The sequence below is a fragment of the Streptomyces buecherae genome (genome assembly GCF_014295035.1).
In the GTDB taxonomy this organism is placed as follows: Bacteria; Actinomycetota; Actinomycetes; order Streptomycetales; family Streptomycetaceae; genus Streptomyces; species Streptomyces youssoufiensis.
This window is the reverse complement of the sequence record NZ_CP060404.1, coordinates 6,479,856-6,497,902: the sequence shown is the minus strand read 5'-3', so window position 1 is coordinate 6,497,902 and position 18,047 is coordinate 6,479,856. Positions and strand designations below refer to the sequence as shown.

At 74.2% G+C, this 18,047-nt stretch carries 16 protein-coding genes and 1 tRNA gene; 9 read left to right on the top strand and 8 right to left on the bottom strand.

What is annotated here, in order from left to right; genetic code table 11:
* Nucleotides 1-13: 13 nt before the first annotated feature.
* Nucleotides 14-595 (bottom strand): TMEM165/GDT1 family protein, encoded by a 582-nt coding sequence (locus H7H31_RS25775; protein ID WP_187063880.1) that lies wholly within the window; start codon nucleotides 593-595, stop codon nucleotides 14-16.
* Between the two features lie 269 nt (nucleotides 596-864).
* Nucleotides 865-1,722 (bottom strand): ABC transporter permease, encoded by an 858-nt coding sequence (locus H7H31_RS25770; RefSeq protein WP_232110083.1) that lies wholly within the window; start codon nucleotides 1,720-1,722, stop codon nucleotides 865-867.
* Between the two features lie 191 nt (nucleotides 1,723-1,913).
* Here H7H31_RS25770 and H7H31_RS25765 point away from each other — a divergent pair, with 191 nt between their 5' ends.
* Nucleotides 1,914-2,582 carry an HNH endonuclease family protein gene (locus tag H7H31_RS25765; protein ID WP_187063879.1) on the top strand — a complete coding sequence of 223 codons (669 nt, stop codon included), beginning with the start codon at nucleotides 1,914-1,916 and terminating at the stop codon, nucleotides 2,580-2,582.
* Between the two features lie 283 nt (nucleotides 2,583-2,865).
* Nucleotides 2,866-4,617, top strand: a complete 1,752-nt coding sequence (locus tag H7H31_RS25760) for an alkaline phosphatase D family protein (RefSeq protein WP_187063878.1) — start codon at nucleotides 2,866-2,868, stop codon at nucleotides 4,615-4,617.
* 99 nt (nucleotides 4,618-4,716) lie between these two features.
* On the opposite strand, the gene H7H31_RS25755 is transcribed toward H7H31_RS25760, so the two are convergent.
* Nucleotides 4,717-5,460, bottom strand: a complete 744-nt coding sequence (locus H7H31_RS25755) for a Clp protease N-terminal domain-containing protein (protein WP_187063877.1) — start codon at nucleotides 5,458-5,460, stop codon at nucleotides 4,717-4,719.
* A gap of 620 nt (nucleotides 5,461-6,080) precedes the next feature.
* On the opposite strand from H7H31_RS25755, the gene H7H31_RS25750 reads away from it, so the two are divergent.
* The 3 genes from H7H31_RS25750 (at nucleotide 6,081) to H7H31_RS25740 (ending at nucleotide 8,615) form a co-directional block, all read left to right on the top strand.
* Complete coding sequence (locus H7H31_RS25750; RefSeq protein ID WP_187063876.1) at nucleotides 6,081-6,539, top strand: DoxX family protein; 459 nt, start codon at nucleotides 6,081-6,083, stop codon at nucleotides 6,537-6,539.
* 501 nt (nucleotides 6,540-7,040) lie between these two features.
* A complete protein-coding gene (locus H7H31_RS25745; RefSeq protein ID WP_187063875.1) occupies nucleotides 7,041-7,694 on the top strand; it encodes a DedA family protein in 654 nt (217 codons plus the stop codon).
* A 225-nt stretch (nucleotides 7,695-7,919) separates the two neighbouring features.
* Entirely contained in the window at nucleotides 7,920-8,615 is a 696-nt protein-coding gene (locus H7H31_RS25740) for a lytic transglycosylase domain-containing protein (RefSeq protein ID WP_187063874.1), read from the top strand.
* A 111-nt stretch (nucleotides 8,616-8,726) separates the two neighbouring features.
* Here H7H31_RS25740 and H7H31_RS25735 read toward each other — a convergent pair whose 3' ends face one another.
* A complete protein-coding gene (locus H7H31_RS25735) occupies nucleotides 8,727-9,509 on the bottom strand; it encodes an alpha/beta fold hydrolase (RefSeq protein WP_187063873.1) in 783 nt (260 codons plus the stop codon).
* A gap of 452 nt (nucleotides 9,510-9,961) precedes the next feature.
* Here H7H31_RS25735 and H7H31_RS25730 point away from each other — a divergent pair, with 452 nt between their 5' ends.
* Nucleotides 9,962-10,993, top strand: a complete 1,032-nt coding sequence (locus H7H31_RS25730) for an aspartate-semialdehyde dehydrogenase (protein ID WP_187063872.1) — start codon at nucleotides 9,962-9,964, stop codon at nucleotides 10,991-10,993.
* A gap of 290 nt (nucleotides 10,994-11,283) precedes the next feature.
* Here H7H31_RS25730 and H7H31_RS25725 read toward each other — a convergent pair whose 3' ends face one another.
* Nucleotides 11,284-11,961: a TetR/AcrR family transcriptional regulator gene (locus H7H31_RS25725; protein ID WP_232110082.1), complete on the bottom strand. Its 678-nt coding sequence runs from the start codon at nucleotides 11,959-11,961 to the stop codon at nucleotides 11,284-11,286.
* A 156-nt stretch (nucleotides 11,962-12,117) separates the two neighbouring features.
* Here H7H31_RS25725 and H7H31_RS25720 point away from each other — a divergent pair, with 156 nt between their 5' ends.
* Nucleotides 12,118-12,834 (top strand): hypothetical protein, encoded by a 717-nt coding sequence (locus tag H7H31_RS25720; RefSeq protein WP_232110081.1) that lies wholly within the window; start codon nucleotides 12,118-12,120, stop codon nucleotides 12,832-12,834.
* Between the two features lie 249 nt (nucleotides 12,835-13,083).
* Here the strand turns inward: H7H31_RS25720 and snpA are convergent, their stop codons facing one another.
* A complete protein-coding gene (snpA, locus tag H7H31_RS25715; RefSeq protein ID WP_187063871.1) occupies nucleotides 13,084-13,749 on the bottom strand; it encodes a snapalysin in 666 nt (221 codons plus the stop codon).
* Between the two features lie 308 nt (nucleotides 13,750-14,057).
* On the opposite strand from snpA, the gene H7H31_RS25710 reads away from it, so the two are divergent.
* Entirely contained in the window at nucleotides 14,058-15,167 is a 1,110-nt protein-coding gene (locus H7H31_RS25710; RefSeq protein ID WP_408647981.1) for a LysR family transcriptional regulator, read from the top strand.
* Here H7H31_RS25710 and H7H31_RS34360 read toward each other — a convergent pair.
* On the bottom strand, nucleotides 15,079-15,465 hold the full coding sequence (locus tag H7H31_RS34360) for an anti-sigma factor antagonist (protein ID WP_232110080.1): 387 nt from the start codon (nucleotides 15,463-15,465) through the stop codon (nucleotides 15,079-15,081). The genes H7H31_RS25710 and H7H31_RS34360 overlap by 89 nt on opposite strands.
* 713 nt (nucleotides 15,466-16,178) lie before the next feature.
* Nucleotides 16,179-16,250 (bottom strand) — tRNA-Val (locus H7H31_RS25700).
* Nucleotides 16,251-16,450: 200 nt separating this feature from the next.
* Between H7H31_RS25700 and H7H31_RS25695 the strand changes: the two genes are divergently transcribed.
* Complete coding sequence (locus tag H7H31_RS25695; RefSeq protein ID WP_372455944.1) at nucleotides 16,451-17,953, top strand: coiled-coil domain-containing protein; 1,503 nt, start codon at nucleotides 16,451-16,453, stop codon at nucleotides 17,951-17,953.
* The last annotated feature ends 94 nt before the right edge of the window (nucleotides 17,954-18,047 follow it).

Below are 18,047 nucleotides of genomic sequence, written 5' to 3'. Positions count from 1 at the left end.
CGCCGGGCGCGGGTCAGCCGGCGACCGCCTCGTACAGGCTGAAGCCCGCGAGGACCAGCATCACGCAGGCGCCGATCTTGGTGATGAGCCGCAACGGTACGTACTTCATCAGGGTCCGGCCGCCGACGATGCCGATGCCCGCGACCGCCCACAGCGCGAGCACCGCGCCGACGCCGACGGAGAGCGGGCTGTCGTAGCGGGCGGCGAGGTTGGCCGTCATGATCTGCGTCAGGTCGCCGAACTCGGCGACCAGGATCAGCATGAAGCCGCTGCCGGCGACCTTCCAGAAGCTCTGGTCGGCGGGCTTGGCGATCTCCTCGTCCCCCTCGTCCTTCTTGAGCAGCAGCATCGCCGCGCCCGCCAGGAAGAGCACGCCGACGATGGCCTGGAGCAGCCGCTGCGGCAGCAGCGTGAGCACGCTGCCGGCGGCGATGGCGAGCGCGACGTGGACGGCGAACGCGGCGGCGACGCCGGCGAAGACGTAGGAGGCGCGGTAGCGGGCGCCGAGCATGAGGCCGGCCAGGGCGGTCTTGTCGGGCAGCTCGGCGAGGAAGACGACGCCGAAGGTCACGGCGGCGACGGTGAGGCTGAACACGGGGTCTGGTCCCTCATTCGGTCGGGCGTCCGCGCCGAGAGGGCCCTGCTCAGGGATCGCTTCGGCACGGCAGCGTCGGACACTGCGGCCGAAGGTCTCGCTGGCACGGTGGTACGTGACGGACCCATCGGCACATCGCGTAGATGTGCCCGGTCCGCACCCACCGGCCTCCGGGCGCCGGCTCCCCGTTCCCCCGAGTGCGCGAGCACCTCCACCGCGAGCGGTGGCCGGGAGGCGGGTGAGCAGTATGTCGACGATCCGGCGAAGAGCTACTCCCCTTCTGCTGCCGTCGAGGATACGTCAGGGTCCGCGTCGCGGTGCAGCCGTCCCCCGGCGACCAGCTCAAGGACCACCGCGACCGCCACCACCTGCACCGCCATCAGCGCCACCAGCACGAAGAGCTGCACCGCGCCGGCCTGGACCGGCGACGCGCCGCCCAGCAGCATGCCGACGAAGGCCCCGGGCAGGGTGACCAGGCCCACGGTCCTGGTCTGGTCGAGGCCGGGCAGCAGCGCGTCGGAGGCGGCCGGGCGGGCGATCTCCAGTCGGGCGTCGCGCGGCGGCAGGCCGAGCGCGAGCCCGGCCTCCACCTCGCCCCGCCGGGCCTCCAGCTCGTCCAGGGCGCGCCGGCCGCCGAGCACCGTCGCGGTGAGCGCGCCGCCGATGAGGATGCCGGTGACCGGGATCAGGGTGATGCCCCGCACCGGAACCAGCCCGGTCAGCAGCAGCGCGGCGACCACCGGCAGCACGCCCGCGACGATCGGCGCCGCCGCCCACCACCAGGAGCGGTTCGGGGTGATGCGGCGGCCGGCGGTGCGCACGGCGACCGCGAACATCACGGCGATGAACGTGAGCAGCAGCGGCACCGCGCGCACCACCCAGCCGATCAGCAGGGAGACGGCGGCGAGTTGGACGACGGCGCGCAGCCCCGCGCTCAGCACGGCGCGCGCGTGGCCGTGCCCGCCGCCGGCCGACCGGGCCCCGCCGCCGGGGCGGCCGGTGCCGTGTGTGAGGTGGGCGAGCGCGCCCACGGTGGCGGCGGCGAGCAACAGGACCGCGAGCAGCACCCCGAGCGCGGGCCCGACGGGGAGCAGGGCGGCGCCCGCGAGGGGGACGGTGGCAGGCACCACCACACCTTACGGGGCGTCAAAGCGCTGGCCACGACCTCGGTTCGAGGCGCGTCGACCCGCCACGCCCCCTTGCTTTGACATGACCGCGTCGTCACGCTGTTACCTGGCGCCCACCCCACGGAAACCGGACGCCGAGACCATGTTCGGGCCACAGCGCCCGCATCCCCCCACCGCAGAGGGAGTTCGCCATGTCCCGTACGGACACGACTTCGACACGTCGCGGCATCTACGCGCGTCGAGCCACCGCCGTCGGCGGTCTCGCCACGCTGGTCGGCACGCTGGTGCTGAGCGGTCCGAGCGCGCAGGCCGCGCCGCCCACCCCGCCGAGCGCCGACACCGCGCGCACCTACCTCTCCCAGCTCACCGTCAAGTCCGAGGGCTCGTCCGACGGTTACAGCCGCGAGAAGTTCCCGCACTGGAGCACCCAGAGCGGCGCCTGCAACACCCGCGAGGTCGTCCTGAAGCGCGACGGCAGGAACGTCGAGCAGAACAGCAGTTGCGCCGCGGTCAAGGGCACCTGGTTCTCGCCGTACGACGGGCAGACCTGGAGCGCCGCGTCGGACGTGGACATCGACCACGTGGTGCCGCTGTCCGAGGCGTGGAAGTCCGGCGCCAGCAAGTGGACCACCTCCCGCCGCGAGGGCTTCGCCAACGACCTCGGCCGCGCGCAGCTCATCGCCGTGACGGACAACGTCAACCAGGCCAAGGGCGACAAAGACCCGGGCGAGTGGCTGCCGCCCACCAAGAGCTACCACTGCACGTACGCCCGGATGTGGGTCTCGGTCAAGCACCACTACGACCTGTCCGTCGACAGCCCCGAGAAGAGCGCCCTCAGCCGCATCCTCAACGGCTGCTGACGCCCAGGTCGACCGCCGGCCCACCGCCCGCGAGGCGCCGCGCCGATCCGCCGCACCCGACCGACGGGGCGGCGGATCGGCCGCGTCCGGGGCCGTTCCGGCGCCTCCCGCCGCCTCCGGCCGCGCCTCCCCGGCGGCGTTCCACCCCGCCCGGCCCCGCCGTTCCGTACCGTACGAACACGGGTACGCCGGGCCCCACGGCACGCGACGCCGCACGGCACCCGCCGGCGGCCACCGGCGAACGCCCGCGGGTCGGCGGGTGAGGGCGATGGAGGGAGCGCGGATGGCCGGGTTGCGAGTGGGGCCGTTGCTACGTCAGATCGACTGGGAGACCGGCGAGCGCGCCACCGTGTGGGTCGAGACCGACGCGCCGTGCGAGGTCGAGGTGCGCTGCACGCCCCCGGCGGGCGCGCCGGCGCGCGCGGCGGGCGACCCCGCGCCGGGGCCCGGCGGCGCGGCCCGCACCTGGCAGCTCGCCGGCCACCACTACGCCCTGGTGGAGGTGGCGGGGCTGCGCCCGGACAGCGTGGTCGGCTACGAGGTGCTGCTCGACGGCGAGCGGGTGTGGCCGCTGCCCGACTCCCGCTTCCCCGCCTCCACGATCCGCACCCCGCCCGTACGGACCGAGGCGGGCGAGGGGGCCACCGGCGACTTCGCCGTGCGGGTCGCCTTCGGCTCGTGTCGGTGGGCCGCGCCGCCCGCCCCCGGGGCCGGCGCGCACGACCCGATCGGCCCGGACGCCCTCGACGCGCTGGCCGCCCGCATCGCCCGCGACCCGGACGGCGAGCGCCCGGACGTGCTCGTCCTCCTCGGCGACCAGGTGTACGCGGACGAGACCTCGGCGGCCACCCGCGACTGGCTGGCCACGCGGCGCAACCTGAGCCAGCCGCCGTGGGACCAGGTCGCCGACTACGAGGAGTACACCCGCCTCTACGACGAGTCCTGGCTCGACCCGGAGGTGCGCTGGCTGCTGTCGACGGTGCCGAGTTGCATGATCTTCGACGACCATGACGTGATCGACGACTGGAACACCAGCGCCGCCTGGCAGGCGCGGATGCGCGCCGTCCCGTGGTGGCGCGAGCGCGTGCTCGGCGGCCTCATGTCGTACTGGGTCTATCAGCACCTGGGCAACCTCTCCCCCGCCGAACTGGCGGCCGACGAGCTGTACGCGGCCGTCCGCGCGGCCGATCGGGAGGGGCCGGACGGGGCCACGAAGCTGCTCCGGGACTTCGTGTCGCGCGCCGACGCCGATCCGACCTTCACCCGCTGGAGCTACCGCCGCGACTTCGGCCGGGTGCGGCTGGTGATGGTGGACAACCGGGCGGCGCGGGTACTGACCGAGGGCAGTCGGTCGATGCTGGACAAGGAGGAGCTGAGCTGGTTGCGCGACCAGTTCCACGACGCTCCCGAGACCGTGGACCACCTGCTCGTCGGCGCCTCGCTGCCGTGGCTGCTGCCGCCCTTCGTGCACGACGTCGAGGGCTGGAACGCGGCGCTGTGCGCCGGCGAGCGCGGCCAGCGCTGGGCCAGGCTCGCCGAGGACCTGCGCCAACGCGCCGACCTGGAGCACTGGGCGGCCTTCCCCGCCTCGTTCGACGCGCTGACCGAGCTGATCGCCGAGGTGGGCAGCGGGCCCGCCGCGCCCGCGACGATCAGCGTGCTCTCCGGTGACGTGCACCACGCCTACGTCGCCGAGCCGGACTGGTCGCGGTGGCCACGGCCGCCCGTGAGCCGGGTGCTGCAACTGACCTGCTCGCCGGTGCACAACAGCATCCCGGCCTCGATGCGGATCGGCTTCCGGTTCGGCTGGAGCCAGCCCGCGCGGCTGCTCGGCCGCCTCTTCGCCCGGCACGCCAGGGCCGGGCGGGCGAAGCTGAGCTGGCGCCGCACGGGCGGGCCCTGGTTCGGCAACCAGCTCATGACCCTGACGCTGCGCGGCAGGCACGCCCGGCTCCGCCTCGACCAAGCGCGCGGGACCGACCCCGGGGCGGCGCGCCTGGTCACCACGGAGCAGCGGGACCTGACGCCCGGCTGACCGGGGGCCCCGCGGCCAGCGGCCCCGGCGCCGGGCCCCGCCCCCGGGCCCTCGGACCGTACGGTTACGCGCGGCCGGCCGGGCCCGGGGCCGCGCGGGCTACCCCGGCTCGTCGGTGGGCGCGCTGTCGGCGACCGCCTGCGCCACATGGGCCGCGGCGGCGTCCTTGGCGACGCCGACGCCCGTGAGCACACCCGCCCCGTCCTCGTGCTCCAGGAGCGCGAGCAGCAGGTGCTCGGTGCCGATCTCGCGGTGGCCGAGGCGCAGCGCCTCGCGGAAGGTCAGCTCCAGCGCCTTGCGCGCGCCCGCGCTGTACGGGATCAGCTCGGGGGCCTCGCCGGCGGCGGGGGCGGGCAGCGCGGCGAGCGCCGCCTCGCGCACCCGCTCCAGGGGCACCCCCTGCGCGCGGATGGCCTGTGCGGCCAGCGTGTCGGGAGCGCTCAGCAAGCCGAGCGTCAGGTGCGCGGGGCCGACCTCGGGGCTGGCCGCGGCCTTGGCCTCGTTGTGGGCGCTCACCACGACGTTGCGGGCGGCGGTGGTGAACTGGTTGAAGCCCTGTTGGGCGTCGAGCGCCGGCGCCTCGGCGGCGCCCTTGGGCACGAACCGCTTCTGGGCCGCCTGCCGGGTGACGCCCATGCTCTTGCCGATCTCGGTCCAGGAGGCGCCGGAGCGGCGGGCCTGGTCCACGAAGTGGCCGATGAGGTGGTCGGCGAGGTCGCCGAGGTGGTCGGCGGCGACCACCGCGCCGGAGAGCTGGTCGAGCGCGTCGGGGTGGGCCCGCCTGATGGCCTCGATCAGTTCGTCGAGCCGCACGGGGGGCGTGATGTCCAAGGGCTTCGTCATGCGTCAACCGTAGGTTGACAACCTCCACTCGTCAACCCGAGGTTGACAGTTGATATGCACCAAGCCCCCGGCGCGACACCTTCGCGCCACGCCGGTACGCACCGCGCCTCGCGACCGGCTCGACCGACACCCCACCCCGACGGGCGGGACCTGCCGCGTCCGGCATATGCGGAATGGAGGGCCACACCCCGACCAGGGCGATGCATTTCGGCCATTCATGGGCCGGGCCGTCCGGGACACCGAGAGGCGGGTCGGCGGCTACCCGCAAAAAGTCCATACCAACTGGTCGAGACCACCTGACGGTCATGCCCATGTCGCTTTACGCTCGACGCGGCGGCCGAGCCCGTTCACGACACCCCGCCCACCGTGGGGCGATCCCCGCCTCACACGCAATGACCTTGCATAACGCGCGCGCCCCGGCCACCGCACGGCCACGGGCAGCGACGATGGACAAAAGCGGGCAGCCGCGCCGCCGCGTGACCCCCGCCACTCCCGCCGATCCGCGAGCCACGGCACGGGACGAGCAGATCTGGCAGAACTTGAACTTGCAACAAAGTCTTAGGCGTCCCTAACCTGGCCCCCTCGTTGTTTCCCGTCCCCGAAACGAGGAGTCCCCTGTCATGTCGACCCCCACCTCGCTCACCGAGCAGCTCGACGCCGCGCGACCGCGCGTCACCTCGCTCTTCCGGATCGTCGTCGGCCTGCTCTTCGCCTGCCACGGCGCCTCGTCGCTCTTCGGCAGCTTCGGCGGCGTCGACGGCGCCGGCGGCACCGTGGACACCGGCACCTGGCCGGGCTGGTACGCGGCCGTGATCCAGCTCGTCGGCGGCATCCTCGTGATGACCGGCCTGTTCACCCGCAGCGCGGCCTTCATATCCTCCGGCTCGATGGCGTACGCCTACTTCACCGAGCACCAGACGGAGAAGCTGTGGCCGCTGGAGAACGGCGGCGAGGCGTCCGCGATGTTCTGCTGGGCGTTCCTCATGATCGTCTTCACCGGCCCCGGTCCCTGGGCCCTGGACCGGCTCCTCGGCGAGCGGCGCGTCGCCGAGCCGCACCGCCAGCCGACCCGCGTCTGACGCCGCCCGGCCGACCGCCGGCCCGCCGCCCGTCTCCACCGGGCGGCACCCGGCACCGTCCGCGCAGCCTCCACCCGGCCGCGCCCCGATCACGATCGGGGCGCTGCCGGGTGCCGTTCGGGCCCGTCCGCGTGGGCCCGAACGGCAGCCCCCACGGCCCCGGCAGCCGCGTTTCCCGTGACTTCGCCGACCTGCGGATGTAACGACGTGATGACGAGTCGACATATCGAGATACCGAGACCCGCCCGCGCCGGTGGGCCGTTATGGGCCGTTGCTCATGGTGTGCACCGGGGCATTGGGCGCATGATCGACCGGCGACCGCCCGGTCACCCGCGCCACAGGCGGCCGTACGCCGTGATCTGGGCGTTATGCAGCCGCGGTGACCGCCCTCGGCTCGGTATGCTCTATCAGCACAGGCATACGCTGTATGGCTGTGCTGAAGAGGCCGCTCCTGCCGCTCCCCTGCGACGTCGCGGCGGGGGAACGGGACCGGGAGAGACGTTGCTGGAAACCTTGGGGTCGCTGGTCGACACCCCGTGGATCTACGTGATCATTGGTGCGTCCGTGGTCCTCGACGTCTTCCTGCCCGTACTACCGAGCGGCATTCTGGTGATCGCCGCGGCCACCGCCGCCGCCGGCACGACGACGGCCGACGCCGTCGGGGCCGCGCGGGGCGTCAAGCCCGACGCCGACGTCCCCGAGATGCTCGCGCTCGTGCTGTGCGCCGCCACCGCCTCCGTCCTCGGCGACCTGGTCGCCTACCGGCTGGCCTGGCGCGGCGGCGAACGCCTCGACCGCGCCATCGCCCGCTCCCGCCGACTGACCGCGGCCCAGCAGAAGTTGGGCGCCGCGCTGGAGCGCGGCGGGGCCACGCTGGTGGTCCTCGCCCGGTTCGCGCCCGCCGGCCGCTCCGTGGTGAGCCTGGGAGCCGGCGCCGCGCACCGCAAGGTCGCCGAGTTCCTGCCGTGGTCGGCACTGGCCGGGCTGATGTGGGCGGCGTACAGCGTGGGCCTCGGCTACCTCGGCAGCCAGTGGCTCGGCGCCACGTGGCTCAGCACCGCGGTCTCGGTGCTCGCCCTGTTCGCGGTGGGCACCATCGCCGGATTCGTGATGAGCCGGCGGCCGAGCAACCAGAAGGCCCAGCAGACCGCCTGACCGTTACAGCGGCCAACTGCCGCCGTACCGCTTCCGCTACGGGCCCGCGCGAGCACTCGCGCGGGCCCGTACGTCGTCCGGCGGCACGGCCACGGTGGGGCACCTCCGCACGAGGTGAGAACGCGAATACGGATCAACCGCCGCACGTCACCGTCCGATTACGGGCGCCTGGGTAAATCCGGTTATCGTCCCTCCCATGCTCTTCTCCCCACCTTCCGCTTCCGTATGGTGACCCGTCGTGCTCGCTCCGGTCTGGGGATCGTGGTCAGCGCGGCGCTGCTGGGCGCCGGGGTCTTCGCCGTACGCGAGCTGGTGACGGACGGACCCGACCCGCTGCCCACGGTTCCGGACGAACACCGCGCCACCCTGGAGGCCGCCGCCCGCACCTGCGCGCCGCTGAGCGTGCCGCTGCTCGCCGCGCAGATCGACGCGGAGAGCGGCTGGGACCCGCGGGCCAGCTCGGGCAAGGCCGACGGAATCGCCCAGTTCGCGCCGGTCACCTGGACCGAGTGGGGCCGCGACGGGGACGGCGACGGCCAGGCCGACGTCTGGAACCCCAGGGACGCCATCCCCTCGCAGGCCCGCTACCTGTGCCACCTGTACGACTCGGTCAAGGACGTGCCCGGCGACCGCACCGAGTTGGCGCTCGCCGCCTACAACGCGGGCCCGGGCGCGGTTCTGCGGGCGCGGGGCATCCCCGCGTTCAACGAGACCCGGGGCTACGTCGACCGCATCACCAAGCGGTTGCTGCCCGACTACGAGCAGACGGAGCGGGAGCGGCGCGAGAAGCTGCGGGAAAGCGCCGGGGCCACGCGCCCCGAGGGCGAGGACCCGACGCCCACGGCGGCGCGCCCCACGGACACGAGCCCCACCGACGCGAGCCCGATCGACGCGACCGGCGCCGTCGAGCCGCAGCCGTAACCACAGCCACAGCCACAGCCACAGCCACAGCCGTAACCGCTGGGGACTGGCGGCGGTTGCCGGCCGCGCGAGGGCGGGGCGGCGGCGGGGCCCGATGCGGGCCCCGCGTGCTCAGCCCGCGTCCGGGGTGAGGAAGTCCTCGACCACGCGGGCGAGTTCGAGGGGAGTCTCGTCGGCCGCGTAGTGCCCCGCGGCCGGCAGTTCCACCAACTCCGCGGCCGGGTACCAGCGCAGCCAGGTCTCGCGCATGACCCGCGCCGACAGCGCCGGATCGTGCCCGCCGACCACCACCCGCACCGGCAGCGACAGGCCCTCGATCTGCTCGTGGAAGTCCTCAAGGGCCCAGGAGTCCAGCCAGGCCCGGAACGCCACGGGGTCGATGTGCTCGACCGAGTGCCGGACCATGAGGTCGAGCCAGGCGTCGGGGTGCCGGTTGCCCGTCGTCAGGTCGATGATCGCGCGCCGGTTGTCGGGGCGGTCCGCGGCCGAGGCGAACAGCTCCCACTGCTCGCCCGCCATCGGCACCCCGCTCGCGGGCACCGGCGAGACGCCCACCAGCCGGCGCACCCGGTGCGGGGCCGCCGCCAGCAGCCGCTGGGCCACCGCGCCGCCCATGGAGTGGCCAAGGACGGAGAAGCGCTCCCACCCCAGGTGGTCGGCGAGCGCCAGCAGGTCGCGGCCCGCCTCGCTGGTGGTGTACTCGCCGGGCACCCCGCGCGCCCTGCCGTATCCGCGCAGGTCCGGCAGGGCGTAGCTGAACGCCCGGCGGTCGAGGTGCGGGAGCAGCGCGGTGTAGGCGGAGCGGTCCGAGAACCAGCCGTGGATGGCCACGACCCGGTGCGGGCCCTCTCCGATGACCTCGTGCGGTGGTACGAAGGGAGCGAGGGATGCCACGGCGCCTCCGGTACGGGTGGACGCGGGTGCCTGGCACACCCACAGGGCATCACCGTGGCCGCAACGCGGCGCCCGGGCAAGGTGGCTGGCCGGATCGGCCACCCTCGTCCGTAGCGCCGCCGCCTGCCGCGTCGCCTGGGCGGGACCCCGGCCACCCCCGTCCGTAGCGCCGCCACCGGCCGCGTCGCCTCGGTCCGAGATCACACCCGCGATCGGAACCCGCCGGTCCGCGTGACCCGCTTCACCCGCGGATCGGGCTTACACCGGGGCGGCGGACGGGAAGGTGCGGGAGATACTGCACACGGTCGTACGCGCCCGGCCAGCGGGTCGGCGGCGGGTCGCCCACGGGGCGAGGGCGCGTGCGGACGGGGTGACGACGTGATGACGGAGCACGACCGGGGGTGGCGGTGCGTCCGCCGGTCCCGGCGGGCGCGGGTGAGTGGAGGAGCAGGATGAGAATCGGAATCGTCGGTGCCACCGGCCAGGTCGGCGGGGTGATGCTCGGCATACTCGCCGAGCGTGGCTTCCCGGTGGAGCAGTTGCGGCTGTTCGCCTCGGCGCGCTCGGCGGGGCGCACCCTGCCGTGGCAGGACACCGAGATCACCGTGGAGGACGCGGCCACGGCCGACTACTCCGGCCTGGACATCGTGCTGTTCTCGGCGGGCGGCGCCACCTCCAGGGCGCTGGCCCCCAAGGTGGCCGCCGCCGGACCCGTGGTGATCGACAACTCGTCGGCCTGGCGGATGGACCCCGAGGTCCCGCTGGTGGTCTCCGAGGTGAACCCGGACGCCGTCGCGAAGCGCCCGAAGGGCATCATCGCCAACCCCAACTGCACCACCATGGCGGCCATGCCCGTGCTGCGCCCGCTGCACGCCGAGGCCGGTCTGGAGAGCCTGGTCATCGCCTCCTACCAGGCGGTGTCCGGAAGCGGCCTGGAGGGCGTGGCCGAACTGGAGGAGCAGATCCAGAAGACCGCCGGGACGGCGGCGCGGCTCACCCACGGCGGCTCGGCCGTGGCCCTGCCCGAGCCGCGCAAGTACGCCCGGCCCATCGCGTACAACGTGCTGCCGATGGCCGGGTCGCTGCTCGACGACGGCTCGGGTGAGACGGACGAGGAGCGCAAGCTGCGCAATGAGAGCCGCAAGATCCTGGGCATCCCGGAGCTGCTCGTCTCCGGAACCTGCGTCCGGGTGCCCGTCTTCACCGGCCACTCGCTCCAGGTCAACGCGCGCTTCGCGGCGCCGATCAGCCCCGAGCGGGCCGCCGAGCTGTTCGCCGACGCGCCGGGCGTGACGCTCTCCGACATCCCCACGCCGCTCCAGGCCGCCGGTCAGGACCCGACGTTCGTCGGCCGCATCCGGTCGGACGAGACCGTTCCCGACGGCCGTGGCCTGGCCTTCTTCTGCGCCAGCGACAACCTGCGCAAGGGCGCGGCGCTCAACGCCGTGCAGCTCGCGGAGCTGGTGGCGGCCGAGTCCGCGTAACGCCCGCGGCCACGCCGCACGCACGCCGCCCACGCCGTACGACAGGAGCCCGGCCCCGCGAGTCCGCGGGCCGGGCTCCCGCCGTGTGCCCGCCCGGCGCGCCGGGCGGATCCGGTGCGGGTGGGGTCGGTGCGGGCGGGGTCGGTGCGGGTGGGGTCGGTCGTGTCGCGCCTGTCGGGATTCGGTCGGCTGCTCCGATCTCGGGGTAGCGGGCGCCCGTCGGGGCCCCGGGGCGGCGCCCGGCGGCGCGTTCGGTGGCGGCCCGGTCGCGGTGCTGGTCCGGCGGGCCGTCAGGTCGCCGCCTGGTGGTGCTCGCCGGAGGTCGCGCCGTCGCGCGGCCCGCCGCTCGGCCGGGGCACGGCGGCGGCGCCGGGGGCCGCGTCGAGTGGGCCCGCGGACACGTCGCGCAGGCCGGCCAGGCTGATGTCCAGGTAGCGGCGCCAGTCCCCGGTCCCGTTGCGGATGATCGCCGCGAGCCCGCACACGATCATGCTGAGGTCCGCGACCTCCACGTCGGGCCGGATCGTCCCCTGCGTCCTGGCACGGGCGATGAGTTCGGCCGCTATGGCCTCGGTCCGCTCCGCCGCCGCGCCCTCGGGCCTGGCCGATCCGAGGGTCGCCTCGATCGACGCGGTCAGCCCGCGGTCGCTGGCCAGCACCTCGCCGATGTAGCCGATGTAGCGGGCGAGCCCGTCGGCGGCGTCCGGGCACGGCACGCACACCGTGCGGCCGAACTCGACGATGTCGTCGTGGCGCGCCTCGCCCGCCGCCTCGATGAGCGCGGCCCGGCTCGGGAAGTGACGGTAGACGGTGCCGATGCCGACCCCCGCGGCCCGGGCCACCTCGGGCATCTGCACGTCCTGGCCGCGGGCCGTGAACAGCGCGCGGGCGGCGGCCAGGACACGGGCCCGGTTGCGCTCGGCGTCGGCGCGCGGCTTCCGGCGCCGTGGGGGCGATGGGGTCGACACGCTGCCCGATCCTAGTGCCAGCGCCGTTCCCGCGTTCCGCGCCGGCGTTCCAGCCACCTGGCATATGCGCAGGTGAGCGGGGGTTTCGGCGTTCCAGCGTCCCGCATGGGCGCCATGGCCTTGCCGGCCCGGGCGCGGCCGTGGCGAAGTTGCCCCATGAACACGCACTCGCACCACGACAACAGCGCCAGCACCGGCACCACTGCCACCACTGCCAGCACCGTCAGCACCACCCGTGCCGGCGTCCGGGCCCAGCTCGGCCGGGCCGGCGCCATCGGCCTGGCCGTCCTGGCCACCGCGGCGACCACCGCCGTCCTCGCTCCGACGGCGACCGCGGCCCCGCGGGCGACCCAGGCGGCCGAGCCCGCGTTCCTGGCGCCCAACGAGCTGCCCCCGCACGCCTCCTCCGCCTGGTACGCCAGCCCCGTCACCGCCGGCACGCCGGACCCGCTGCCGTTCTGCGTCGGCCCCGCGCTGCCGGGCGCCACCTCCGTACACCGCGACTTCTGGACCGAGTACGACACCGGCGCGGTCCAGGTGACCGTCGTCGAGCGGGACGAGACGAGCGCCAAGTCGTTGGCGGCCCTGTGGAACAAGACCATCCGCGCCTGCGCGGACAAGGTCGAGCAGGAGGACCCCGACATGACGGCGGAGTTCCGGGACTTCGGCTCGATCAACGTCGAGGAGGGCGCCAACGTCTACGGCATCCACACGGCCCACGCCTGGGGCTCGTCCGACATCAACATGTTCTCGGTGGGCCGGGACGGCCGGACGGTCACGGTCGTGAAGTGGGGCCAGATGGGCAACTTCCAGCACGCGCAGGTGCCCGACTTCAAGAAGACCACGACGACCGCGGTCAACAAGCTCTACTGATCCCCGGCCCGGCTCGACACGACTGGTCACGGCCCGACCTCACGGGCCGGGCTCCCGCTCCGTACGGCAGCGGACCGGCCGTCCCCGCACGGGTCGTGCGGGGACGGCCGGTCCGTCGTGCTGTCGCGGCCACGGGCGGGCGCCGGCGCGGAACGCGGCTGCCGTGGGGGGTGTGCGGTCGCGCGCCGGCCCGCTCGACGGGCCGCGGCGGGGTCAGGCCCTGGCGGGGTCAGGCCGCGGCGGGAGGCGTCACTTGAGGAACGCGCCCTTGTCGAAGGCGCTCAGGCTGGTGATCCCGCCCGCCCAGAGCTGGTCGACGCGGGCCGACTCCTGCGCGTTCGGGTTCGGGTTGGTGCAGGACGGGCCGGGGCCGCCGCCCGACATCAGCTCACTGCACGGGCCCGAGTAGTTGTCCGGCAGGCCGAGGACGTGGCCGGTCTCGTGCGCGGTGACCCGGGTCGAGTCGTACTCCTGGTTCTGCTGGTAGTCCAGGAAGATGTAGCCCCTGCCGTGCCCGTCGGTGCTGGCGTACGAGCCGCGCGGGTCGTTGCCCTCGCGGTACTCGAAGTCGCCGCCGGAGCCCTCCTGGAGCTTCACGTTGGACACGTGCGAGTTCCAGATCTGCGTGCTCCGCGCGATCTGCGAGGCGAAGGTGGGCGCCTGGCTGGCGTCGTAGGTGACGGTGACGGCCCGCTCGCCGGTCCTGGCCTGCTTGGCCTTGGCCGACTCGATGACGGCCGTGAAGAACGCCTTGGTGGCCGCGGCGTTCTCACCGGACGCCTCGTACGCGGCGATGCTGGCCGGCGTCGAGCGCTGCACGGCGTCCGTGCTGGTGGCGGCCGAGGCGGGCAGCGCGCTCATGGTGGCCAGGCCGAGGCCCAGCGAAACCGACACCAATATCCTGGAGTGCTTCATGTGGGGGACTCCTTCGTGCGTCCGGGGGCCCCAGCGACCGCCGTGGGGTAGCGGTCGGGCCGTCCGGAACGTGTCCCGCCGAGTGTCAGGGAGACATCGCGCGGCGCGGATGATGCCAAGTGGCGATAGCACGGCGCTATGGGGCCAGGAAGCCGGGAACAGCACAAATCCACTCACACTAGGGCAAGGTGCCGCCGCCGTGGGGCCGGAAGGGCAACGCGAAGCGACGCGCCGTTGTCCGGACGTCGAAGCGGACGATCGGATGGTGTGTCTGGTGTGCGCCCCGCGTGCGCCGTTATGCTCCGGCCGTGGAGCTCGACGTGAGACACCTTCGTGCGCTCTGTGCTATTGCCGACGCGGGCAGCGTGCGCAAGGCCGCGCTGCAACTGGGCATGACGCAACCGTCCCTCACCACACAGCTCAGGCGCATCGAGAAGGCGATCGGCGGCCTGCTGTTCACCCGCGAACAGTCAGGCAGCCAACCCACGCCACTCGGGCGGTCCATCCTGGCCCGGGCCCGGCCGATCGTGGCCGACATGAGCGCCCTGGTCAGCGCCGCCAAGGACGCCGCCGCCAACATCAGCGAGGCGCACCTGCGCATCGGCAGCACCGGCAACCGCGCCGTGGCCGGCTGGCTGCGCAGGCTGCACACCCGGCTGCCCGACACGGACACCACGATCCACGTCGACGTCTCCGCCACGATGCTGCTCCAGATGGTGGCCACCCAGCAGCTCGACGTGGCGTTCGTGCACGAGTTCACGGGCTTCCCGCTGCCCGTGCCCAGCGGCGTCGAGCGGCGCGTCCTGGTCGCCCGGGAGCCGCAGTTCATCGCCCTCTCCGCGAGCCACCCGGCGGCCGAACGCCCCGTGGTCCGGCTCGCAGACCTGGCCGACGACCGCTGGGTGGTCGACCTGACCGTGGAGGACGAGTGCGCCGCGCTGCGCCGCGCCTTCACCGACGCCGGCCTCAACCCCCGCCTGGTGCACGTACGCGACAACACCACGGCCGCCGAACTCGTCGCCTCCGGCGAGGCCGTCACCCCCTGCCAGCCCACCACGAGCGCCCGCGAGGGCATCGTGATCCGCCCGCTCCGGGACGACCCGCTGACCGTACGGCTGTTCATGGTCTCCCGGCCGCACACCACCTGCGCCCCCGACGCGGACGCCCTCTACGCCGACCTCAAGGCGTCCTACCTGGAGCTGGCCTGGGCGAACGCGGCGTACCGGCTGTGGCTGCTGCGTCACAACAGCCCGTTGTTGCGCTCCGACGAGGCCGCGCCCGGCGCGCGCCCGTCCTCGGCCGCCGCCTCGTGCCTGGCGCCGATACCGGTCACGCTGCCCGCTCCAGGGCCTGCTCCAACGTCGGCACGGGCCGCAGCAGCCCCGTCAGGTTGGCGATCTCCATCAGCCGCAGGGTGACGGCGTGCGCGCAGACCAGGCCGAGCCGCCCCGCGCGCTGCGTCATGCGCTCCTCGGCGCGCACCAGCAGGGCCAGCCCCGTGCAGTCGAAGAACGTCGTACGCCGCAGGTCGACGACGACGTGCGGGGTCCCGTTCGGCGCCGTCGCCTCGTCAAGGACGACCCGGATCTCCCCGGCGGTGGCGAGATCCACATCCCCCGACAGCTCCACCACCGTGCAGCCGCGTACGTCGTACGACCGTGCCAGCCGCTCGCCGTCGGCCCGCTCGCTCGCCCAGGCGGCACCGCTCGCGCTCACCCCACACCCGCCACACGGCCCCGTTTCCCCCACAGCCCCCGCACCCCCTGCTCCCCTGATCACTCCCGTGTCCCGCACATCCCCCGTACCGCATGTCTCCCCCAGATTCCCTGAGTGCCCGACGCGGGCACCTACCGTCCCGGCCGCCGCCGGCCCGAGCGCCCGTGGCGTGCGGGTGGACAGGGCGGTCTCCCCGTGCTCCACCGCCGCCGTCCTTCGTTGATGGTCACAGCCCATGCTGAGGTCCCCATGTCCGCCTGACCTGCCGCCCTGGCACGGGTACGCCTGGTGCCGGTGCCTGGTGCTCGCCGACGTCGATTTCACGCCATCGGCAACTGGGGTGACAGACGGGCCACGCTAGCGGCGAGCCGTGCCGAGACAGCATGCAAGAACGATTCTTGGGCGCCGAAGAACACTCGTACGAGTGAAGACGCCCCCGCACTCTTGTTGTTGACGTGGCGTCAAACATGCTCCGCGCGAGTGGGCTTGAAGTATGCGCTCCGTGGACGATCCCGGCGACCGACCGGGGCCGTCCGACGCCGCCTCGGAGCCCGGTTCCGGAGGGCCCCGGCGGGGCCTAGCGGAGGCGGCTCGCAGGCGCCGTCGAACCCGACCGCCGACACCTCGGCCGACGTGCCCCGCCACCGGGCCCGGAAAACACTGACGGCCCGGCCCCTCTCGCGGTCTCGCGAGGAAGGACCAGGCCGGCTGGGTGGGCACAACAGGGATCGAACCTGTGACATCTGCCTTGTAAGGGCAGCGCTCTACCGCTGAGCTATGCGCCCTGGTACGCGCCGACAGCCTACCCCGACCCGGCCCCGTACTCGCAAACTCGTGCCCCTGAGGACGCGGGCTCCGGTCGGTGGGGCGGCGGGGGCGCCGAGGCCGAGGGCCGGGGAGGGAAGCGAGCGGCCTGGAGGGCTCAGATCGGCGTGGTGGGGCGCGAACTATCCGACCCGTGTGTTCGTCCCTAACGGGTGGGAGAATGGCATTCGGGCCTGGGGCGATTCATCGGGAGAGGGTAGTGACGGCGACCACCGCGCAGTCTGTACGGCTAGTACGTCGCCTGCTTCATGGCCGGCCGCCCGCCCGCGCCGCCGCCCCGACCTCCGTGACCAGCCCGGCCACCGGGGCCCCCGCCGCCGTAACCCCCACCACCACCCGTCGCGCGGCCGGGGACGTCCTCGTGCTCGTCGCGCTGCCGGTGCCGCTGGTGCTGGCTGCGCTGGCCGGGTCGTTCACCGGGGGTGGGACGCGGCGCTGGTTCGGGCGGGGCGAGAGCCAGCGGGCCGACGCGCAGGCGGCGAAGGACGCCGCCGCCGCCGCGTTCTACGAGCTGGACACCGCCCAGCGGGACCTGCGGATCTCCATCGAGACGATCGCGGCCGTGGACGACTCCCCCGCCGCGCGCCGGGCCATCAGCGACTTCGCGGCGCTCGGCCAGCGCATCGACCAGGCCAGCCACGACTACATCAACGCCGTCGACTCGCACGACCTGGACCGCGACGACCTGGAAGCCTCCGCCGCCTCCCGCGCCCGCGCCGAACTGACGCGGGCCAAGGCCGAGCTGGAGCGCGCCAAGGGTGACCTCGACCGGTTCGCCGAGGGTCTGGCGCCCTTGTTGCGTACGGCCGAGACGCAGTTGGCCCGGCTGGCGCCGGCCGTCGAGCGGGCCCGGCAGGCGCTGCTGGCCGCCACCCAGGCGCTGGACGCGGTGCGGGCCTCCGGGCTGCGGGCCGACGAGTTGGCGGCCCGGCTCGCCGCGCTCTCGCCCGAGCTGACCAAGCTCAACCAGGGCGCCGGGCAGCACGGCGTACAGGAGACGATCCGGCGCGCCGATCACGTGCTGCGCGCGGCCGAGGCCGTGCGCGGGGAGGCCGAGCGGCTGCCGGCGACCGCCGCCGACATCGACAAGCGGCTGGTCTCGCTGCGTACCCGGGCCGAGGCCATCACCACGCGCGCCGCGGGCGTCGAGCCGGTGCTCAGCGAGTTGCGCCGGCGCTACAGCGCCGCCTGCTGGCAGGACCTCCAGCCCGTGCCCGAGCAGGCCGCGCACGCGGTGGCGCAGGCCGAGGCCAAGCTGGCCGAGGCGCGGGCGGCCCGCGACGAGCAGCGCTGGCCGGACGCGCTGGCCCTGCTGTCCACGGCGCGGGCGCTGCTCAACACCACCGACGAGGCGGTGTCCACCGCCGGCGAGCGGCTGCGCCGGCTGGACGAGGTCTCCCACGACCAGGCGCACGAGGTGGAGCGCACCCGGTTCGCCGTGCGGGACGCGCAGCGGCTGGCCATGGCGGGGCGTAACACCCCCGATCCGCGCCACGCGCGCCCGCTCGACGACGCCGTCGCGCGGTTGGACCGCGCGATCGCCGGCCTGGAGGGACGGCACCCCGACTGGTGGCACTTCCTCACCGAGACCGAGGCCGTGCGGCAGACCGCGGCCCGGGTGGTGCAGGAGATCCGCGAGGAGCGCGGCGCGGCCGGCGGCTGACCCGCCCCGGCGCCCGGCCGCGACGCGCGCCCCGCGCCAAGGCGACGGGGACGTGGTCGGGACGGGGTCGCGAACGGGGTTGCGAACGAAGGCC

Coding starts and splice junctions, on each gene's coding strand:
- H7H31_RS25765 (WP_187063879.1), top strand. CDS start 1,914: ATGTCCCGTACGGACACGACTTCGACACGTCGCGGCATCTACGCGCGT.
- H7H31_RS25760 (WP_187063878.1), top strand. CDS start 2,866: ATGGCCGGGTTGCGAGTGGGGCCGTTGCTACGTCAGATCGACTGGGAG.
- H7H31_RS25755 (WP_187063877.1), bottom strand. CDS start 5,460: ATGACGAAGCCCTTGGACATCACGCCCCCCGTGCGGCTCGACGAACTG.
- H7H31_RS25750 (WP_187063876.1), top strand. CDS start 6,081: ATGTCGACCCCCACCTCGCTCACCGAGCAGCTCGACGCCGCGCGACCG.
- H7H31_RS25740 (WP_187063874.1), top strand. CDS start 7,920: ATGGTGACCCGTCGTGCTCGCTCCGGTCTGGGGATCGTGGTCAGCGCG.
- H7H31_RS25730 (WP_187063872.1), top strand. CDS start 9,962: ATGAGAATCGGAATCGTCGGTGCCACCGGCCAGGTCGGCGGGGTGATG.
- H7H31_RS25720 (WP_232110081.1), top strand. CDS start 12,118: ATGAACACGCACTCGCACCACGACAACAGCGCCAGCACCGGCACCACT.
- snpA (WP_187063871.1), bottom strand. CDS start 13,749: ATGAAGCACTCCAGGATATTGGTGTCGGTTTCGCTGGGCCTCGGCCTG.
- H7H31_RS25695 (WP_372455944.1), top strand. CDS start 16,451: ATGGCATTCGGGCCTGGGGCGATTCATCGGGAGAGGGTAGTGACGGCG.